The sequence below is a fragment of the Clostridium chromiireducens genome (assembly GCF_003575225.1).
In the GTDB taxonomy this organism is placed as follows: Bacteria; Bacillota; Clostridia; order Clostridiales; family Clostridiaceae; genus Clostridium; species Clostridium chromiireducens.
The window spans coordinates 17,193-35,882 of record NZ_QXDJ01000004.1 but is presented as its reverse complement, the minus strand read 5'-3'; the positions used below and the strand labels follow the sequence as shown (position 1 = coordinate 35,882).

Here is an 18,690-nt window from a genome sequence, read left to right as displayed (position 1 = left end):
GAAGAAGGATTATAATGAGCTGTAAGGCAGTTATTTCGGAGGTATGACCATGAAAGAAAAAAAAATACTAGTTGTTGATGATGAACAATTAATTAGAAAACTCGTAACAGATTTTCTTAAAAGACAAGGATATAGAACTATTGAAGCAGAAGACGGTAGACAGGCGTTAGACATCTTCTCGTTGGAGGAAAATATTGATTTAATAATTCTCGATGTTATGCTGCCTGAATATGATGGTTTTACAGTATGTAGGGAAATAAGAAAAAAATCTAAAGTTCCAATTATTATGTTAACTGCAAGAGGAGAAGAATTTGACGAAGTGTTTGGGTTAGATATTGGTGCTGATGAATATATTTCGAAACCGTTTAGTCCCAATGTATTAATTGCAAGAGTGAATGCCGTATTAAGAAGAGCCACATCAACAGTTATAGATTCTAGGCTTAAAGAATTTCAGGGATTAAAGATAGATAAAAATGCTCATCAAGTTACTATTGAAGGGAATATTGTTGACTTAAGCCCTAAAGAATATGAACTACTAACTTATCTTTCTGAGAATTATGGAAAAGCTCTAAGTAGAGAACAGATACTTGATAAAGTATGGGGATATGATTACTATGGTGATTTAAGAACAGTGGATACACATATAAATAGGTTAAGGATAAAATTAGATACAAAAAGTGATTATGTACATACTGTACGTGGATACGGTTATAGATTTGAGGTAGATAAATGAATAAATCAATAAGATCAAGGCTTTTTATGTCAATTACATTTCTACTTATATTCTTTATTCTACTTTTATGGATATTAAATAGTTTATATCTTGATCAATACTACATCAATAATAAGAAAAGCATGCTCATAGAAAGTGCAAAAAAATTAACTGATATGTACACAGGAAATGCGGATGATACTCAGGATGAGTTAGATAGGATGGCTAACATAATTGGGGGAAACATAGATATTCGTGATAAAGAAGGGAAGCTGGTTTATAAATCTTCAAGAAGGCTGCCAAATGAAAAAAACATTATTGATAACAATCATTCAAAGGGTAATATGATGCCGCTGCTAGATCAAGATGATGAAAAAAATAAATATGATCGTTATACTGAAGGCGAATATATATTTGAATCAAGAAGAGATATGCAGCTAAAAGTTGATTTCTTAACACTTGTTACAAAATTAAATAATAGTGATATATTAACTATAAGGGTTCCACTGGTTTCAATAAGAGAAAGTGTAAGTATTGCGAATAAATTCATATTAATAATTGGAGCGTTAATAATTTCATTAGGTAGTTTATGGGCGTTTTGGTTTTCAAAAAAATTTACCAAACCAATATTAGAGTTAAATAGTATAGCTCAAAATATGGCTAAATTTGATTTTAGTGAAAAATGCAAAATTAATGGAAAAGATGAAATTGGTCAGCTTGGACAAAGTGTTAATTATTTATCTGGTGAGTTAAATAGAGCAATCACAGAATTGAATATCAAAAATAGGCAGCTTGAAGAAGATATTGAGAAAGAAAGAAAAATAGATGAAATGAGAAAAGAATTTATATCTAGTGTTTCTCACGAGTTAAGAACACCTTTGTCTGTAATACAAGGGTATGCTGAGGGACTAGCATGTAATGTTAATGAAAGCGAGGAAGATAAAAATTTCTATTGTAATGTTATAATTAAAGAAACAGAAAAAATGAATAAATTAGTTAAAGACCTGCTGAATTTATCTCAAATTGAATCAGGATATTTTCATATAGAAAAGACAGAATTTAACTTAGTATCATTAATAGAATATGTTTTAAATAAATATAGGTCTATTTTTGAAGAAAATTATATACAAGTAATAACAGAACTTGGTGAAAGCTGTGTTGTCTTAGGAGATGTGACCAGAATTGAGCAAATACTCACTAACTATATTAATAATGCTATTAATCACATAGATAATACTAAAATAATTAAAATAGATAAAACAGTTATTGCTGATAAAGTAAGAATAAATGTTTTTAATACTGGCAGGCATATTCCAAATGAGTCACTTGATAAGATATGGGGAAGCTTTTATAAGGTAGATAAAGCTAGAACTAGAGCTTATGGTGGATATGGACTTGGTCTTTCAATAGTAAAAGCCTTAGCAGAGCTTCATAATAATGCTTATGGAGTGGAAAATGTTGAAGGCGGAGTTAAGTTTTGGATAGAAATGAATAAAGTTCATATTTAAAATTATATGATAATAATATAAAAAAGGGTTTTATTAGATTTAAAAGCCATGTATAGAAAGGAAGAATATATCCTTATATGCATGGCTTTATATGTTAATTTACAATAATGAATAAAAAGATTTTATGAAAATCTAACAAAATATATGCAATGAAAATTACAATTAAATGCGGAATTATACAATATAATTTCTTAAAATATATAAATGAATAAAAAGAAACATTTTTAAATGAGAATAAAAGTTGTGAAATGTAATAGGAAAAATAAGGAAAAAGAATTGGAATTATGATAAAATTATTATAACTTTATGAGAAAAGTAAATACATTTCATTAACTTATTAATAGATAAAAGTATTGAAGGAGGAAAAAATGATAAAGAGATTTAAAAATGTTTCGTATAAATCATCTATAGTAACAGTATTATTATTTACGATAACTACGCCTTTTATATTGACAAATTATATTGAAGTAAGTGCTATACAACGTGAGACGACTACTATAGAAAGCGGTGGGAAATACACAGAAAGTCAACATAATTTTATTATTGACGCGCCAGTAAAAAGCTATGATAATATTGGGAAATTAGAACAAGTTTCGAATTTTAAATTTAAGATTCCTGATTTTATACCAGAAGGAAATAAAGTATTAGGGTTTCAACTAAGAAAACTCTCAGAAAAGTGTAGCGCAGTAGAAATATTCTTTGAGAATTTAAATGGAAGTTTTTCTTTTCAAATTTTTCAAGGAGATCCTTTTGAATCATTAAAGAATGTTGAGAATGATAAGACTAAAGCTTTTGAGAATGTTAAAGTTCATGGTGAAAAGGAACCTCTTAAGATAGGAGGAATTACTGGATTAAATGTCACTTTATCAACAACATTTCCTGATAGAAAAATAGGTAATGGTACTTTTATAGAAAGCCAAAAGATTACAAAATATTTTATTTGGCAGAATGAAGACTTATGGTACAGCATAGAATATAAATCTGAGTCTAAAAGCAGCGATAGTAATAGTATGTCGGTAAATCTTTCTCAAAGTGATATATTGCAAATAGCACAATCGATTAAATATCCTGAAGATTTAAGAAATGTGAAGTATTCAATAGTTAAGGATAGTTATACAGAATCTCCTGTAATGAACATATATGATAAAGAAGATTTAGAGAAGGCAAAAAATAATTTAGAGTTTAATCCTAAGTTTCCTGTAGAAATTGATAAAGAATTAACTATGACAAGTTCAATTGTGAGAATATCGGATGATTATAATAAAGAGAACAATAAAAATAAATTTGAAATTAATAGTTTTTATAATAATAAAAGTGGCTCAATAGTTTTTACTCAAGGAAAAGGTTTAAAAGATTATAAAAGTATAGAAAAGAATGATTATTTAAATGAAGATGAGTACGGAAGTCTTCTGATTAAACCTGAGAAACTAGTGCTAAATGGTATACAAATATTCAAATATGCCTCAACAGGTATTGTTCCAGAGGTTAGCTACCTTTGGAAGGAAAATGATATTTACTATTCTCTGACATTCTATGTGAATATAGAAAAATCAGATGAAATACTTAGAAAATTTATTGATACAAAACCACTATAAAAATATAATTTTAATATGTCTGCAGTAATAGTCCAGAATTCTAAAATGTAAGACAAATTAAAATATTAGAATTTTAAGTAAGCAATTTATTTATGAAAGCAGAACAAAATAGCTAGATACTCTTTAACTTAAGTATCTAGCTATTTAATGTTTTGTTATTATCTAAAATCTAAGTATATTTTTAGTACTTATTTATGGACAAAATAATAATTGAAAAGATATGTTAATTCTATAGTCAATAGAGAGTAATAGTTGCCTCAATGCTGACCGGGCTATTAGTAGGCCAATATACTTCCTAATTTATGATATAAAACGCATTTATTAATCAAATTATTATTTTATTTATTTCTAATTAATATGCATAATACTTAGTTTGTCCCAAATTTCTTCGATAATTGTGCCATCAATTTTAAAGTAGACATTAGGTGAATCATAGTATACATAACCACTTTTTAGTACTGTGAAAGTTAAATTTTCACACCCGTCTTTTAAATTAAGTGTTATTTTTTTACAATTTTCATTATTTCCATAGTCACCTAGTAAAGGTTCTATATTTTCAGGTAAATAAGGGATAGATTTATCTAAACTATCAACAAATGAGTTTAATAAGCTAGAATCACTAATAGAATAATAGTTTCCATTACCATTATTCCAATCATCAAATGTTTGAAATCTAGCTGATAATATGTCATTCTGAAGTTTTAACTTTCCGAAAAAGTCCGCACCAGTTTTTATGGAAATACCATTGAGACAATCATAAAATTCAGGATAGCTTGTTCCATCTGGGAGGGTTATATTTGTCATTATTCTAAAACCTTCATCATACCCGTTTACAGAATACACATCTGTAACGCCGATATTAGAGGCAAACTCTGTTGAATATTCGCTATTTGAGCTTAATTCATTAATATTAGAATTTGTAGTTCCAAGCTTTCTACCTAGAAAGTTTTTAGCATTCTTTGAGTTTATATCAATAGGAGACCGTGTATATATTTTTTCATTATATACTATTAATGGAATCATTTTAGCAGCTACTCTAGTATCCTCAGTAGGCAATTCAAGCCTTGGAATATATACTTCATTATCTGATAAAGTGTTTGTTATAGAATTTATTGGTTCATTAGAAGAAATGCTTCTAATGGGTACTTTTTCAGTATGTGAAGATATTATATCTTTAGAATCCTCTGTAGGAGCTTTTTTCTCTTCATGATTAGGAGTATTATTAACTGAAGAAATATCATTCTTTGTTGATAAACTTTTTTCAGGAGAATTTGGCTCAGATTTATCAGCATAAACTAATAAATCATTACCTTTATTATTATTATTATTATCACTATTGTTAGTTTCTTCTTTTTCATTTGTGCTATTATCAACCAAGAAACTATCGAAATTAGTATTTTCTTTATTTGACTTCTCTATTGGATTATAAGCAATGCCATCTAGATTAGTATCATCTGTTCCAAATGTATTCATTATTAACTTTAAACTCACAACTCCAAGTAATATAAATAATATGGAAGCTGCAACTATACTTGGTTTATAATAAATTCTTTTGGAGGGACTAGTTTTTAATGTTAATTGTGTATTGAGTAACTCTTTTTCAAGCTTGTCTTTAAATTCATCACTTGCTTTTAGTTTTGAAAAAGAATCTTTAATTTTATTCATATTCAAAATCCTCCTTAAGTATAGATTTGAGTAACTTTCTTCCTCTACTAAGCTGTGAACCTACAGTGGATTCTTTTATGTTCAAAACATTTGATATTTCCGAGATACTATAATCCTCATAGTAGTATAGTAAAACAATACTCCTATATTTTATTGGAAGGCTGAGTACAGCTTGTATTATTTCATCATCTTTTTGATTAGTATCAATAAAATCTCCTTCTAATGGGGCTGTATTTTTAAAATAAGCGGATTTTAACTTATCTTTACTTAAATTTATTGCAATTCTGAGCAGCCAAGCCTTTTCATGTTCTGTGTTTTCGAATTCAGGTCTTTTTTCAAGTAATTTAATAAATACATCTTGAGTTATATCTTCAGCGTCACTTAAGTTTTTCATATAAGAGTATGAAATTCGAATTAGCATATCAGAATATTTTTCTATTAGATAATGAATATAATTTTTGGTACCATAAACTTTATTCATTTAATTGAACCTCCTTTCAATACTAATACGATTAATTTGTCCAAAATTTTGCATGAGTTAAGAAATTTTTTATATAAAGGTAAATTTTATTATTAATGTAGTAAGGTATAGAAAATCAAACTATCATTACTTGCTTGATTATAAATTGATAAATTTAAAAAATATTAATAATAGAATATCACAAAAAGTGCAAATAGGAATTTTTTCTATATAATAATTTTAATTTAAAATAAACATTTGCATAATTTATTTGAAATATTTAACAAAATATTAGATATAAGGCGAAAAAAATATTTGTAAAACATGGAAAATTAGGAGATTTCTAAAGAAAAAAGTGATAAACTTTTATAGAAAGGGGCACTAAAATGTATAATTTTCCAATTAATCAAAAAAAAGTCATAGAATTTATATATATAACATCAATGTGCATATTTTTATATTTATGTAGTCAACAAAGTTATGTTACTTTTCATACAACTGTAGAAATAATTCCGGTTGTTCTTGGGTTAACATTAATGTTAATTGCATTAGGCACAGCTAAAATTTGTGATAATGATTATTTTCATATTTTGGCGATTGTGTTTGGGTTTATAGGGGTTATTGATTTGTTTCATATATTGACATATAAGGGGATTAATGCATTTGATGATGATTCTAATGTTTCAGTTCAATTGAGTATTTTAGGAGCATACTATGAATGTATTATGTTATCTTTATCATCTATATACATTGATAAAAAACTTAATTTCAATAAAGTATTTATAATAAACTTTGTAGTTATAATCCTTGGTTTATCTAGTATTATAATATTTCATTTTTTTCCGGATTGTTATATTGAAGGTGCAGGATTAACTTTTTTTCATGAAATAAGTGAGTATATATTTTCTTTATGTTTGATTTCTATTTTATTCAGAATAATAAAAAGTAAAATAGAGGTTGTAAGGGAGAATAAATTTGATTTGATAATGGCATCCATTTTTCAAATAACATCATTCTTACTATTTACTTCATATAATGATATATATGGAGGAATTAGTCTAGCAGGTCATTTGTTTAAGATTTTAGCATATTATTATGGTTTTAAAGTAATATTTAAATGTATAGTTGTTAATCCATATTCTATTTTATTTAAAGAATTAAATCATAAAGTTAGTGAGCTAGAGTGTGTAAATAGAAATCTAATTAAAGCAAATCAAAAGGCTCATAGTATTGAACAACTTCATGAAAAATTTATAAACTTTATTCCTGATGGAATTTTGGTTGTAAGAGATAAAAAAATTGAATCGGCTAATAAGAGATTTTTGAATATGCTTGAAATCGATGATGATAAGAAATTATTAAATATGAATTTTATTGATATAATTGATAGTTCATATCTTGAAATATTTAAAGCAAGAATTAACAATATGGACAGACATATACTAGAGAAACCCCAACAATATGAATTCATATGGGAAAATAAGAGAAAATGGTTTGAAGTAACTTCATTAATTGTTAATGATGAAAGTGGAGAGTATACTATATCGACTATCAGAGATATTGAAGATAGAAAAAAAGCGGAAGAGGCAGAACAATTGCTGAAATTAAAGACAAAAGAAGAAGCTATGAAAGATGAATTTTTTGCAAATATGTCACATGAACTAAGAACACCAATAAATGTTATTTATTCTGCACTTCAAGTTGAGAATAACTATTTGAAAAATGAGAATATTAATCAGCCAATTATTAAATACAATAAAATTATTAGGCAAAATTGCTTAAGGCTCATAAGATTAATTAATAATATAATAGATACGACAAGGATAGAGACGAGCTTTTTTAAACCAAACTATAATATAGAAAATATTGTTTCAATTGTAGAAGATATAACAATGTCCATAGTTGAATATGTGGAAAGCAAGAAAATAAACTTAATATTTGATACAGAAATAGAAGAAGCATATGTTAAATGTGATTCAGATTTAATTGAGCGAATAATGTTAAATATTTTATCAAATGCAGTAAAGTATGGTAAAGAAGGCGGAAATATAGAAGTTTACATATATCAAAGTAGCGAAGATAATATATCGATTTTGATAAAAGATGATGGCATAGGTATAGCAAATGAAATGAAAAATAAAATATTTGATAGATTTTTAAAGATAGATACAAGTCTATCTAGAAAAACAGAGGGGAGTGGTATCGGATTATCTCTTGTAAAGCAACTTGTAGAAATGCACAAGGGTACTATCACTTTTGAAAGTAAATTAAATTGTGGTACAGAGTTTAAAGTAACTTTTCCAACGGTAGAATATACATTAGAAGCTTGTGCTACAATCGAAAAACCGATTAACTATCAAAAAAATATAATCGAATCTGCTGAAATAGAATTTTCAGATATATACTATTAATTTAATAAAGATTTAAAATATATGTTCTAAAAGAGAAGAATTAATAACAATGATTAAGGCAGTAGTTTAGGCGTAACCCAATTACTGCTATTTCTTATGGAGAAATAATCTACATATAGTTTAATGATAAATTATTTAAATATTTAATAAAATTAATATTTTAAGTAAATTAAAGGCTTAAATTTGGGAGATTAATCAGCATTAGTTAAAAAAATAAAGAGTTCGATAATATTTTCCGCAAATATACTTGGATTGATTAAAAGTTATGATAAATATTGATAAGCATTATACTTTTTTCTATAAAGTTATTTTTTTATAGAACGATAATGTACTTTGTATACTGTAAAATGTTGAAAAAAGTATTATTTTACAGAATTGTAACCGTTATATAATTTAATGCATTTAGGAAAAGGGGAAATTATAATGAAACAACAAAAATTTAAGCTGAATACTATTCGAACTAAGCTAGTTGTGAGCTTATTAGGAATATGTATTATTCCATTGATTATTCTTGGCTATGGAGCAAATAGACAAGCAAAATTAATTCTTAATGAAAAATTAAAAACAACAAGTCAACAGACACTTCTAGAAGTAAATGATGGAATTGACAATTATTTTAATGGATTTAGCAGCTCAGTTACTATGTTATCAACTAATTATAATTTTGTTAATGCGGATAAGGATGAACCATACTCATTTACCGCAGGAATGTTAAAGAATGTAAAGGAAAGCAATAAAGATATCTCTAGTGTTTTTTTTGCAACTACTGATGAGAAATTTGAAATATTCCCCAATGACAAGATGGAAGAAGGTTTTGATCCTAAGGAAACAGAGTGGTATAAGAGAGCTTTAGAACAAAAAGATAAGGTAATAATAACTTTGCCATTTAAAAGTGCTCAAACAGGGAGAAGCGTTGTAGCAATTGCTAAGGTAGTAGAGAGAGAAGGCAAAACTATAGGGGTCTGCGCAATGAATGTTTCATTAGATATCCTTGTAGAAAAGATAGCTACAAAGAAAATAGGAACTAGTGGATATATATTTGCTTCAGATTTTGAAGGTAAAAATATGATAGTACATCCAAAGAAAGAATTAATTGGTACAAATGAAGCGTCTAAGCAATCATTCTGGGAGAGTGTTAAAAGTTCTGAAAAAGGTTTTTTGACATATGAGTATAATAACGCGAAAAAATTTGGTGTTTTTGAGACTAATAATGTGACTGGATGGAAGTTAGTAGCAACATTAGATGAAAAAGAAATAACTAATGATACAAATTCTATATTAACGACTACAGTAATTACAGTTTTAGTCATATTATTAATTTCTATAGTGTTATCTTTATTTTTAAGTAAAGGTATAGCAGAAAATATTAAAAAATTAAAAGTAGTATTTGAAAAAGCTTCAAGTGGAGATTTAACGATAACAATTAATCCATCTACAAAAGATGAATTTATGGATTTAGCTAATTCATTTAATAGTATGATAAAAAATATATCAGAACTTATGGATAGTGTTACAAAATCATCTAAGACAGTATTGGAGACTTCATCAAACTTAGCGAGCATGTCAGAAGAAGTGACGGCTTCAATTGGTGAAGTATCAAGAGCTATAGAAGATGTTTCACATGGTGCAACAAATCAATCACAAAATGCTCAAAGTGGAGTTTCAGAGATGAATGATTTATCAATCAGATTAGATAAAATAAGTGATAACTCTAATGAAATGGATAAGCTATCTACAGCAACAAAGGAATTGGGATCTAAAGGTCTAGAAATGATAGACACGCTAATAGAAAAATCACAGAAAACTAAGTCTGCAACTAGTGAAGTTGATAACATAGTTCAAGATATGAATGAAAGTACTAAAATAATTAACAATATATCTGAAACTATATCTCAAATTACAGAGCAAACTAACCTTTTAGCATTAAATGCAAGTATTGAGTCTGCCCGTGCAGGTGAAGCTGGTAAAGGATTCGCTGTTGTAGCTGATGAAATTAGAAAGCTTGCTGAACAATCTAAGAGTTCAACAGAAGAAATTAAGGGGATTATAGTAAATATTCAAGCAAAATCAGATGCTGCAGTTAAGGCTATCAAAGTTACAAATGATGTGGTAATTGAGCAAGATTTAGCAGTAAATAAGACGCAAGAAATATTTAGTGAAATACTTAAATCAATTGGAGTCATGATTAATAAGGTTGAAGAAGTAAAGTTATCGGTTGCTGATATAAATGAAAGAAAACAGAGAGTGGTAATAGAGATAGATAATATTTCGTCAATATCACAAGAAACTGCTTCTGCATCGGAAGAAGTAACTGCATCAACAGAGGAAATTAGTGCAACTATGGACAGATTTACTAAATATGCAGATGATCTTCAATTATTGGCAGAAAAATTAAATTCAGAGATAGACAGGTTTAAGATAGAAAATTAAATTTTATACTGAAAATAAAACTTCTATAATCAAATAGGTTTGTGAATTTGATTATAGAAGTTTTTATTCATAATACTTTAGTTGTGTTACAATTATGATAATTATGAAAAAATATGAAGTATAATAGGAATAAATTAGGCAATTAATGATGAATTTAAATGTATCTGGTGTTATAATAGATATGTATTATAAATCTATGGTGAAGGGTGGTTTAATTATGATATCATTTTATCGTTGTGAATTATGTGGGAACATTGTAGGTCTTATTAAAAGTGGAGGCGGAAAATTAGTTTGTTGTGGCAAAGAGATGACTAAGCTCGAAGCTAATACTACAGATGCTGCACAAGAAAAGCATGTTCCTGTAGCAGTTAGGGAAAATGGACAAATCCATGTGACAGTAGGTTCGGTTGAACATCCAATGGCAAATGAACATTATATAGAATGGATTGCAGTGGTTTCTGATAAAGGAACGGAAAGAGTTTCGTTATCCCCAGGTGATAAACCAAAGGCGTTCTTTGTTGATAAAGGAAAAGCAATTGTGTATGCATACTGTAATTTACATGGTTTATGGAAAACAGAAATATAAGTTAAATTAGTTTTCTTGAACGTTTATGGTTAAACATAAATTTTCTTAAAAAATTAGACAGTAATATATTAAAAATAAGAATATATTAAGATTATTTAATGGCAGGTTAAAAAAGTTATTGTTTCAAGTTATTCTAGGGACAATCAGATTTTGATAACCTGCCATTAGTATTTACCTTAAGATTTTTATATATTAATTTAATAAAAATATTGGTAGAAGTAATTTGGAATGGTTTAATAGTATATTTCATTCTTATTTTTTAGTAATAGAAATGAAGAAAAAAGTGCAAACTTATGTATAGGAATTATGAATCCAATAAAAATTATTAAGGAGATTGATTAATTATGAGTAGAGTATTATATATAAAAGCAAATGCAAAACCAGAAGGGCAATCAAGAACTTTTAAAATATCAGATAGTTTTATTGAAGAATATAAGAAAAATAACCCTGAAGATGAAATTACAACATTAGATTTATATAAAGAAAACATTAATTTTTTAAAAACAGAAGATTTAAGCGCGGTTTTTGGTCCTAAAGATGAAGAAAGTAGAAGTCATTCAATACTAAAGTATGCATATCAATTTGCAGAAACTGATAAGTATATAATTGCAGCACCGATGTGGAATTTAAGTATTCCATCAATTCTAAAGGCGTATATTGATTATGTGAGCGTAGTAGGAATATCATTTAAGTACACAGAACAAGGGCCGATAGGACTTTTAGAGAATAAAAGGGCTGTATACATAGCTACGAGAGGCGGCGCATATGCAGAAACTCCATACGAAATGGATGGCATTTACTTAAGAGCGATTCTTGGATTTTTTGGAATCAAGGATATTACAACAATAGCTACGGAAAAGCTAGACATTCAAGGTGAAGATACAGATAAAAAATTATATGAGGCGATTAATAGAGCAAAGGATATTGCAAAGAATTTTTAACTAAGATTAAAAACTATAAAAGGAAGAGAGTTTATAAAAAGCTAACTTCCTTTTAGGCTAAAAAGAGTGAGTATATTATATTTTAACTAATAAAATTAAAACAGTATCAATTTATACATACATTATTTCGTCCAAGCAGTTCTCGATTATTCACTATAAAATTAAGGTTATTTTTCCTTAGAATAACAACTCTTTGAGAAAAAACATAAGGGTAATTTTTAAACATTACAGGCGCCTAAGTTATTTGTTTTTTTGATATAATTCATTATATTTTTTATGTATAATAGATGTATAATTAATTAGAGAATGGGAGATACAAATGAATAATAAAAGTATGGAAATGATGAAAAAGCTAATAGAGGAAAGAAAACAAAAAAGTAACAATGCTAAAAATAACAGAAAAGCAGCAAAAGTTATAGGAAAAGCTTCGAAAGGAGTAAAAGTTGGAAATGGTGGAGGATTATTTGATAAATAGGTTATGGAAAACGAAGAAAGTTGTATCCTTAGCTTAAAATATTATAATCCAAGGAGGAAAAGATTAGTGCTGATAGTAATTTCACCAGCAAAAACTTTAGATTTTGAAAAAGTAAATGAAACATTGCCAATGACAGAGCCTCAATTTTTAATAGAAGCTAAAGAATTGGTTCACGAACTAAAAGGATTTGACTCTTTGTCATTGGAGAGAATAATGAAAATAAGTCCCAAATTATCTACATTAAACTACAAAAGATTTCAAACATGGTCAGATTCATTAGATTCAGCAAGGCAATGCATCATTGCATTTAAAGGCGATGTGTATAGGGGAATAGATGTTGGAAGTTATACTATTGAAGACTTTTTTTATGCAAATGATAATTTGAGGATTCTGTCAGGATTATATGGTGTTTTAAAGCCTTTTGACGGAATTGATCTATATAGATTAGAGATGGGTACTAAATTAAGTTTTGATGGTTATAAAAATTTATATAATTATTGGGGAAATAAATTATTAAAAAATATAGCTCAAGATGTGAGAAAAGGTGAAAGCAAGATGCTTGTAAATTTAGCTTCTTATGAATATTTTAAAGCTATAGAAAATATTAAAGAATTATATGATATTAAGGTCATAACACCTATTTTTAAAGAATATAGAAATGGAGAATATAAAATAATATCGATAATGGCTAAAAGAGCAAGAGGTCTAATGACTTCTTTTATAATAAAAAATAAAATTAAAAGTATAGAAGACTTAAGAAAGTTTAATGATGAAGGTTATGAATATAATGAGGAACTATCAAATGGTAATGAACTAGTTTTCACTAGAGAGGAAAATTATTCTTACAAATAAGAAAGGAGTCAATGTTATGGTTGATTTGCTTTTATTGGGATGCGGTGGTGGAATGCCTATGCCTAATAGATTTTTGTCAGCTACTTTATTAAGCTATAAAGGAAGAAAGATTCTTATTGACTGTGGAGAAGGGACACAAGTATCTATGAGAATTTCTAATACAGGTTTTAAAAATATAGATATCATATGTATTACACATATTCATGGAGATCATATCGTAGGACTTCCGGGGTTACTTGGAACTATTGGCAATAGTGGACGAAGTGAGCCTTTAACAATAATAGGACCAGAAGGAATAGCTGATACGGTTAATAAATTAAGAGTTATAGCTAATTGGCTACCTTACGAAATTAATATAATTGAAAACCCAAAAGAATCATTTGAAATTAAGGATAAAAATATAAATTGGAATACAGAGATATCAACTATAGAATTAGATCATTCTTCTCCCTGCATTGGATATAGTTTTTATTTTAAGAGAAGGCGTAAGTTTGAAGTAGAAAAAGCATTAAAAAACAATGTTCCTAAACATTTGTGGGGAAGGCTACAAAAAGGTGAAAAGGAGATATCTTTTGATGAAATAAATTATACAGATGATATGGTTATGGGTGTAGAGAGGGACGGAATAAAAATTACCATAGTTACAGATACGAGACCTATAGAAAGCATAAATACGTTCATTGAAAAGAGTGACATATTTATATGTGAAGGCACTTATGGAGATGATGAAGATTTACCTAAAGCTATTAAGAATAAGCATATGACGTTTAGGGAAGCTGCAACATTAGCACATAAAGGAAAAGTTAAAAATTTATTGATAACTCACTTTGGTACCGCTATGAGCGAACCAGAAATATATTTAAATAGTGCAGCAGAGGTTTTTAAGAATACTTTAATTGGCTATGATAGATATAAAACAACGTTGAATTTTGAAGAGGATTAAACAATAGTGAATAGGAAAAGTAAATATATATTAGCTGGGGTGTAATAGATGATAAGTAGATTGAATAAAAATGAAGTTGATGAGATCATGAGGATATGGTTAGATGCAAGTATGGCAGCTCATGATTTTATAGATAAGCAATATTGGATTGATAAATATGAAGTAGTTAAAAACGAGTATATACCAAACTCTGAGACTTTTGTTTATAAAGATAAAAATGAAATAAAAGGATTTATAAGTATTATTAATGAAAATTTTATTGGTGCATTATTTGTAGATAATAAGAATCAATGTGAAGGAATTGGTAGTAGGTTAATTGATTTTGTTATAAATAAATATAATGAATTGTCTTTAACTGTGTATAAAGATAATCTAAATGCTGTGGATTTTTATAAGAAACATAATTTCAAAATAATAAGCGAAGACTTAGATGAGGATACAAACAAAGTTGAATTTATGATGATGAGACAACGCAGTTAATGCTGAAAATTAATATAAAGATATTTTATTGTATTTAAATTTTCTTTACTAAAATAGATATAAAATCTTTCCTAAGCAAAATAGGAGGGATTTTTTTGTTACCCAAAAATTGAATAAAATAAAGTATAGTTATTTCAAAATTGTAAACTCCAAGCGAACTTTTTTCTTGGAGTAATCTTAATTCTAGAATTTATTATTGGTAAGTTATGTGATTAGTAATAGAAAACGGCATATAAAAACTCTAATTATGGGAAAAATAACACTACAGTAACAATAGAAATCATAACTATAAAATATAGAAAAAACTACAAAAAATAATTTGACAAATATATAGTTAGCAAAATTATAAAATAAATAGTATAATATTGTAGAAAAATATGTTGATATACTTAAAAAATAGTATTTTAAACAAAAGATATATTGAATGAGCTTTAATAATTATGTTTAAAAAATTAAATTATTAAAGATGTCAAAAAGGAGACAGGAAAATGTTTTTAAAAAAAATAGTGTATGGCTTTTATATGATATGGCTTAGAATTCAAGGATTTAAATTTGAATACCTTAAGAAAAATAAAGGTGAAGCAGCATCATTAGAATACCTTAGAAAAGTTGCGTATAATTGGAGCAAATTTACTATGAATATAATTGGTATAGATTTAGAAGTGAAGGGACTAGAGAATATTCCAGATGAAACATGCGTATTTATCGGGAATCATTCTAGTATACTTGATATCCCTATATTACTGTATGTTACAGAGAGAAATTTGGGCTTTATATCAAAAAAAGAGATGTTAAAAACTCCAATAATAGGATACTGGTTAAGAAATAGCAAATGTGTACCTATTGATAGAGAAAATACAAGAACAGCTATGGCATCGATTAATGAAGCTATAAGAAATATACAAGAAGGCAATTCTATGGTCATTTTCCCAGAGGGAACCAGAAATAAAGAAGGTAAAGTAGGAGAATTCAAAAGGGGCAGCTTAAAACTTGCAACAAAATCAAAAGCACCAATTATACCTGTAAGTATTGATAGAGCATCAAGGGCATTTGAAGATACAAGAAAATTTCAATCTATAAAAATAAAAGTTATATTCGGAAAACCAATAGAAACAAGAAATTTGACTAAGGAAGAAGAAGGAACTTTAGCAAGCGACATTAGAAATATAATAATAGATAATTTGAAATAAGAAACTTACAATAATATTTATAAGGAGTTAACGAGGAAATTAAGCTTATTAAATTAATAAATCCTATAACCCTAATTTAAAAAATATTATGAAAATATTAATAGATTAAGATATAGCCCCTCTGCAAAATGAACAGAGGGGCTATATCATTGTATTAAAAAATATATAATCAAGCAATATTTGAAGTATTGCGTACAAATTCTATATTACATAATTTCTTGCTTATTCTTATGGTATAATAAGTTATATTATTAATGGTTTGGGTTCTAATATTCATGTAATACTCGCCTTTTTAAAGTGATGATTTTACCAAATATTTTACCCAACTTACCATTCAAATTAAACAATAAGGATGATTATATGAAAAAGACAATAGGAGTATTAGCACATGTTGATGCAGGAAAAACCACCTTTTCAGAACAAGTGCTTTACCACACTAATAGTATAAGAAACAGAGGTAGAGTGGATCATAAAGATTCATTTTTAGATAGTCATAATATTGAAAAACAGCGTGGAATAACTGTATTTTCAGATCAAGGCGTATTTGAATATAATAATTCTAGATATTATTTAGTTGATACTCCTGGACATATTGATTTTAGTACTGAAATGGAAAGAGCAATTGCTATAATGGATTATGCAATAATAATTATTAGCAGTGTTGAAGGAGTTCAAGGACATACTAAAACAGTTTGGAATTTGCTAAGAAAATATAATGTTCCAACAATATTTTTTATTAATAAATTAGATAGAGTTGGAGCGGATAAAGATAGAGTCATAAAAGAAATTAAGAAGGATTTAACTCATGATGTATTTTACTTTGATAGTAATTTAAATGATAATAATGAGAAAAGTTTGATAAATACTGATAAATTTACTTTTGGAGAAGAATTAGTAGAATTTATAAGTGAATATGATGATTTACTTTTAGAAAAATACCTAGAAGGAAATTACGATTATGAGCTTTGGTATACTACATTAAAAAACTTAATCAAGGAATGTAAAGTATATCCTTGTTTTGTAGGATCGGCTCTTCAAGATAAAGGTATAAAAGAATTCTTAATGGATTTAGATAAGTTAACTGTCACAAATTATAAGGAGAATGAAAAGTTTTCGGGACGTGTATATAAAATCCGCTATGATGATAGTGGAAATAGAATTACTTTCATTAAGGCGTTAACAGGAACTCTAAAAGTTAAAGATGAAGTCACTTATGGTGGCGAGATTCAAGAAGAATTAAGTTCAGATGGTGAGACAAAATTTAATTATATAAATGAAATCAATGAAAAAATAAATAGTATTAGGATATATAATGGAAGTAAATTTAAGACAGTGGATAGTGTAAATGCTGGTGATTTGTTTGCTGTTTCAGGTATATCAAAAGCAATAGCAGGTGATGGTATTGGAGAGCTAAAAGAAAGAATTAATTATAAAATGGTACCGACATTAATGTCAAAGGTCATTTTTGATAAGTCTTGTAATGTTCGAGAAGTATTAGGGTATTTCAGAATTTTAGAGGCTGAAGATCCAGCTTTAAATATAATTTGGAATGAAGTTCTTCAGGAAATACATGTGCATGTAATGGGCAAAATTCAGTTAGAAGTATTAAAAGAAGTAGTGGATGAAAGATTTGATTTGAAAATAGAGTTCGGTCCATGTCAAATTCTTTACAAAGAGACAATTTCAGAAGAAACTATAGGTCGTGGGCATTTTGAGCCATTAAGGCATTATTCAGAGGTGCATTTAAAACTAGAGCCGTTGCCTAGAGGTGCTGGAATAGTATTTGAAAATAAATGCCATAGCGATGATTTAACCTTCGGAAATCAAAATCTAGTTAGGACTCATATCTTTGAAAGAGATCATCATGGATTGTTAACAGGCTCTCCAATAACAGATTTGAAAATAACACTTCTTACTGGAAGAGCTCATAATAAGCATACTTGTGGAGGGGATTTTAGAGAAGCAACCTTTAGGGCGTTAAGGCAAGGACTAGAAAAAGTAGAAAATATACTATTAGAGCCATACTATAAATTCACTATCGAAGTATCTAGTGAATTTATAGGAAGAGTACTATCAGATATTCAAAAGTTATATGGAACTTTTGATCCTGCGGAAATTCATGAGGATAAAGTGATTATAAATGGAAGAGGGCCAGTTGCGACATTTATGGATTACAGTATGGAAGTAATTGCATTTACAAAAGGTAAGGGAAGTATTAGTTTGATTTTTGATGGATATGATAGATGTCACAACAGTAAAGAGGTAATTGAGGGTACGGGATATAATAAAAATGCTGATATAGAATATACTTCAACTTCAATATTTTGTTCTCATGGGCAAGGTTATTTAGTTCCATGGGATAGAGCAGATGATGAAATGCACTGTGAAATTGAATTGTAGAGAGGATATTAAACTTATAATTTAAAGATTTAATCAATATTT

General features: G+C 27.7%; 15 protein-coding genes. 13 read left to right on the top strand and 2 right to left on the bottom strand.

The annotated features are described in order from the left end of the window. Nucleotides 1-49: 49 nt before the first annotated feature. The 3 genes from D2A34_RS16015 (at nucleotide 50) to D2A34_RS16005 (ending at nucleotide 3,815) form a co-directional block, all read left to right on the top strand. The gene (locus tag D2A34_RS16015; protein ID WP_079439489.1) at nucleotides 50-733 is read left to right on the top strand and encodes a response regulator transcription factor; all 684 of its coding nucleotides are present in this window, start codon (nucleotides 50-52) and stop codon (nucleotides 731-733) included. Then, nucleotides 730-2,220 carry a sensor histidine kinase gene (locus D2A34_RS16010; protein WP_119367309.1) on the top strand — a complete coding sequence of 497 codons (1,491 nt, stop codon included), beginning with the start codon at nucleotides 730-732 and terminating at the stop codon, nucleotides 2,218-2,220. Before D2A34_RS16015 ends, D2A34_RS16010 begins: the two co-directional genes overlap by 4 nt. 368 nt (nucleotides 2,221-2,588) lie before the next feature. Then, nucleotides 2,589-3,815: a hypothetical protein gene (locus D2A34_RS16005; RefSeq protein WP_119367308.1), complete on the top strand. Its 1,227-nt coding sequence runs from the start codon at nucleotides 2,589-2,591 to the stop codon at nucleotides 3,813-3,815. 348 nt (nucleotides 3,816-4,163) lie between these two features. Here D2A34_RS16005 and D2A34_RS16000 read toward each other — a convergent pair whose 3' ends face one another. After that, on the bottom strand, nucleotides 4,164-5,480 hold the full coding sequence (locus tag D2A34_RS16000) for a hypothetical protein (protein WP_119367307.1): 1,317 nt from the start codon (nucleotides 5,478-5,480) through the stop codon (nucleotides 4,164-4,166). Then, on the bottom strand, nucleotides 5,473-5,961 hold the full coding sequence (locus D2A34_RS15995) for an RNA polymerase sigma factor (protein WP_079439485.1): 489 nt from the start codon (nucleotides 5,959-5,961) through the stop codon (nucleotides 5,473-5,475). The genes D2A34_RS16000 and D2A34_RS15995 overlap by 8 nt, the downstream gene beginning before the upstream one ends. 365 nt (nucleotides 5,962-6,326) lie before the next feature. Here D2A34_RS15995 and D2A34_RS15990 point away from each other — a divergent pair, with 365 nt between their 5' ends. The 10 genes from D2A34_RS15990 (at nucleotide 6,327) to D2A34_RS15950 (ending at nucleotide 18,648) form a co-directional block, all read left to right on the top strand. After that, complete coding sequence (locus tag D2A34_RS15990; RefSeq protein ID WP_119367306.1) at nucleotides 6,327-8,351, top strand: sensor histidine kinase; 2,025 nt, start codon at nucleotides 6,327-6,329, stop codon at nucleotides 8,349-8,351. 423 nt (nucleotides 8,352-8,774) lie between these two features. Then, on the top strand, nucleotides 8,775-10,781 hold the full coding sequence (locus D2A34_RS15985; RefSeq protein ID WP_119367305.1) for a methyl-accepting chemotaxis protein: 2,007 nt from the start codon (nucleotides 8,775-8,777) through the stop codon (nucleotides 10,779-10,781). A 217-nt stretch (nucleotides 10,782-10,998) separates the two neighbouring features. Then, nucleotides 10,999-11,367, top strand: a complete 369-nt coding sequence (locus D2A34_RS15980) for a desulfoferrodoxin (protein ID WP_079439482.1) — start codon at nucleotides 10,999-11,001, stop codon at nucleotides 11,365-11,367. A 344-nt stretch (nucleotides 11,368-11,711) separates the two neighbouring features. Then, complete coding sequence (locus tag D2A34_RS15975) at nucleotides 11,712-12,308, top strand: FMN-dependent NADH-azoreductase (RefSeq protein ID WP_119367304.1); 597 nt, start codon at nucleotides 11,712-11,714, stop codon at nucleotides 12,306-12,308. A gap of 319 nt (nucleotides 12,309-12,627) precedes the next feature. Beyond that, entirely contained in the window at nucleotides 12,628-12,783 is a 156-nt protein-coding gene (locus D2A34_RS26805) for a hypothetical protein (RefSeq protein WP_169896781.1), read from the top strand. A gap of 66 nt (nucleotides 12,784-12,849) precedes the next feature. Continuing rightward, on the top strand, nucleotides 12,850-13,635 hold the full coding sequence (yaaA, locus tag D2A34_RS15970; protein WP_119367303.1) for a peroxide stress protein YaaA: 786 nt from the start codon (nucleotides 12,850-12,852) through the stop codon (nucleotides 13,633-13,635). A gap of 16 nt (nucleotides 13,636-13,651) precedes the next feature. Beyond that, nucleotides 13,652-14,578: a ribonuclease Z gene (locus D2A34_RS15965; RefSeq protein WP_119367302.1), complete on the top strand. Its 927-nt coding sequence runs from the start codon at nucleotides 13,652-13,654 to the stop codon at nucleotides 14,576-14,578. 48 nt (nucleotides 14,579-14,626) lie between these two features. Continuing rightward, on the top strand, nucleotides 14,627-15,058 hold the full coding sequence (locus D2A34_RS15960; RefSeq protein ID WP_079439478.1) for an N-acetyltransferase: 432 nt from the start codon (nucleotides 14,627-14,629) through the stop codon (nucleotides 15,056-15,058). A 488-nt stretch (nucleotides 15,059-15,546) separates the two neighbouring features. Beyond that, nucleotides 15,547-16,248: a lysophospholipid acyltransferase family protein gene (locus D2A34_RS15955; RefSeq protein WP_119367301.1), complete on the top strand. Its 702-nt coding sequence runs from the start codon at nucleotides 15,547-15,549 to the stop codon at nucleotides 16,246-16,248. A gap of 360 nt (nucleotides 16,249-16,608) precedes the next feature. Next, on the top strand, nucleotides 16,609-18,648 hold the full coding sequence (locus D2A34_RS15950) for an elongation factor G (RefSeq protein WP_119367300.1): 2,040 nt from the start codon (nucleotides 16,609-16,611) through the stop codon (nucleotides 18,646-18,648). The last annotated feature ends 42 nt before the right edge of the window (nucleotides 18,649-18,690 follow it).

Bases quoted from the DNA above. Each gene is read 5' to 3' on its own strand.
- D2A34_RS15990 (WP_119367306.1), top strand. From the start codon at position 6,327: ATGTATAATTTTCCAATTAATCAAAAAAAAGTCATAGAATTTATATAT.
- D2A34_RS16015 (WP_079439489.1), top strand. From the start codon at position 50: ATGAAAGAAAAAAAAATACTAGTTGTTGATGATGAACAATTAATTAGA.
- D2A34_RS16010 (WP_119367309.1), top strand. From the start codon at position 730: ATGAATAAATCAATAAGATCAAGGCTTTTTATGTCAATTACATTTCTA.
- D2A34_RS15985 (WP_119367305.1), top strand. From the start codon at position 8,775: ATGAAACAACAAAAATTTAAGCTGAATACTATTCGAACTAAGCTAGTT.
- D2A34_RS15960 (WP_079439478.1), top strand. From the start codon at position 14,627: ATGATAAGTAGATTGAATAAAAATGAAGTTGATGAGATCATGAGGATA.
- D2A34_RS15975 (WP_119367304.1), top strand. From the start codon at position 11,712: ATGAGTAGAGTATTATATATAAAAGCAAATGCAAAACCAGAAGGGCAA.
- D2A34_RS15980 (WP_079439482.1), top strand. From the start codon at position 10,999: ATGATATCATTTTATCGTTGTGAATTATGTGGGAACATTGTAGGTCTT.
- D2A34_RS26805 (WP_169896781.1), top strand. From the start codon at position 12,628: ATGAATAATAAAAGTATGGAAATGATGAAAAAGCTAATAGAGGAAAGA.
- D2A34_RS15965 (WP_119367302.1), top strand. From the start codon at position 13,652: ATGGTTGATTTGCTTTTATTGGGATGCGGTGGTGGAATGCCTATGCCT.
- D2A34_RS16000 (WP_119367307.1), bottom strand. From the start codon at position 5,480: ATGAATAAAATTAAAGATTCTTTTTCAAAACTAAAAGCAAGTGATGAA.
- D2A34_RS16005 (WP_119367308.1), top strand. From the start codon at position 2,589: ATGATAAAGAGATTTAAAAATGTTTCGTATAAATCATCTATAGTAACA.
- D2A34_RS15955 (WP_119367301.1), top strand. From the start codon at position 15,547: ATGTTTTTAAAAAAAATAGTGTATGGCTTTTATATGATATGGCTTAGA.
- D2A34_RS15995 (WP_079439485.1), bottom strand. From the start codon at position 5,961: ATGAATAAAGTTTATGGTACCAAAAATTATATTCATTATCTAATAGAA.
- D2A34_RS15950 (WP_119367300.1), top strand. From the start codon at position 16,609: ATGAAAAAGACAATAGGAGTATTAGCACATGTTGATGCAGGAAAAACC.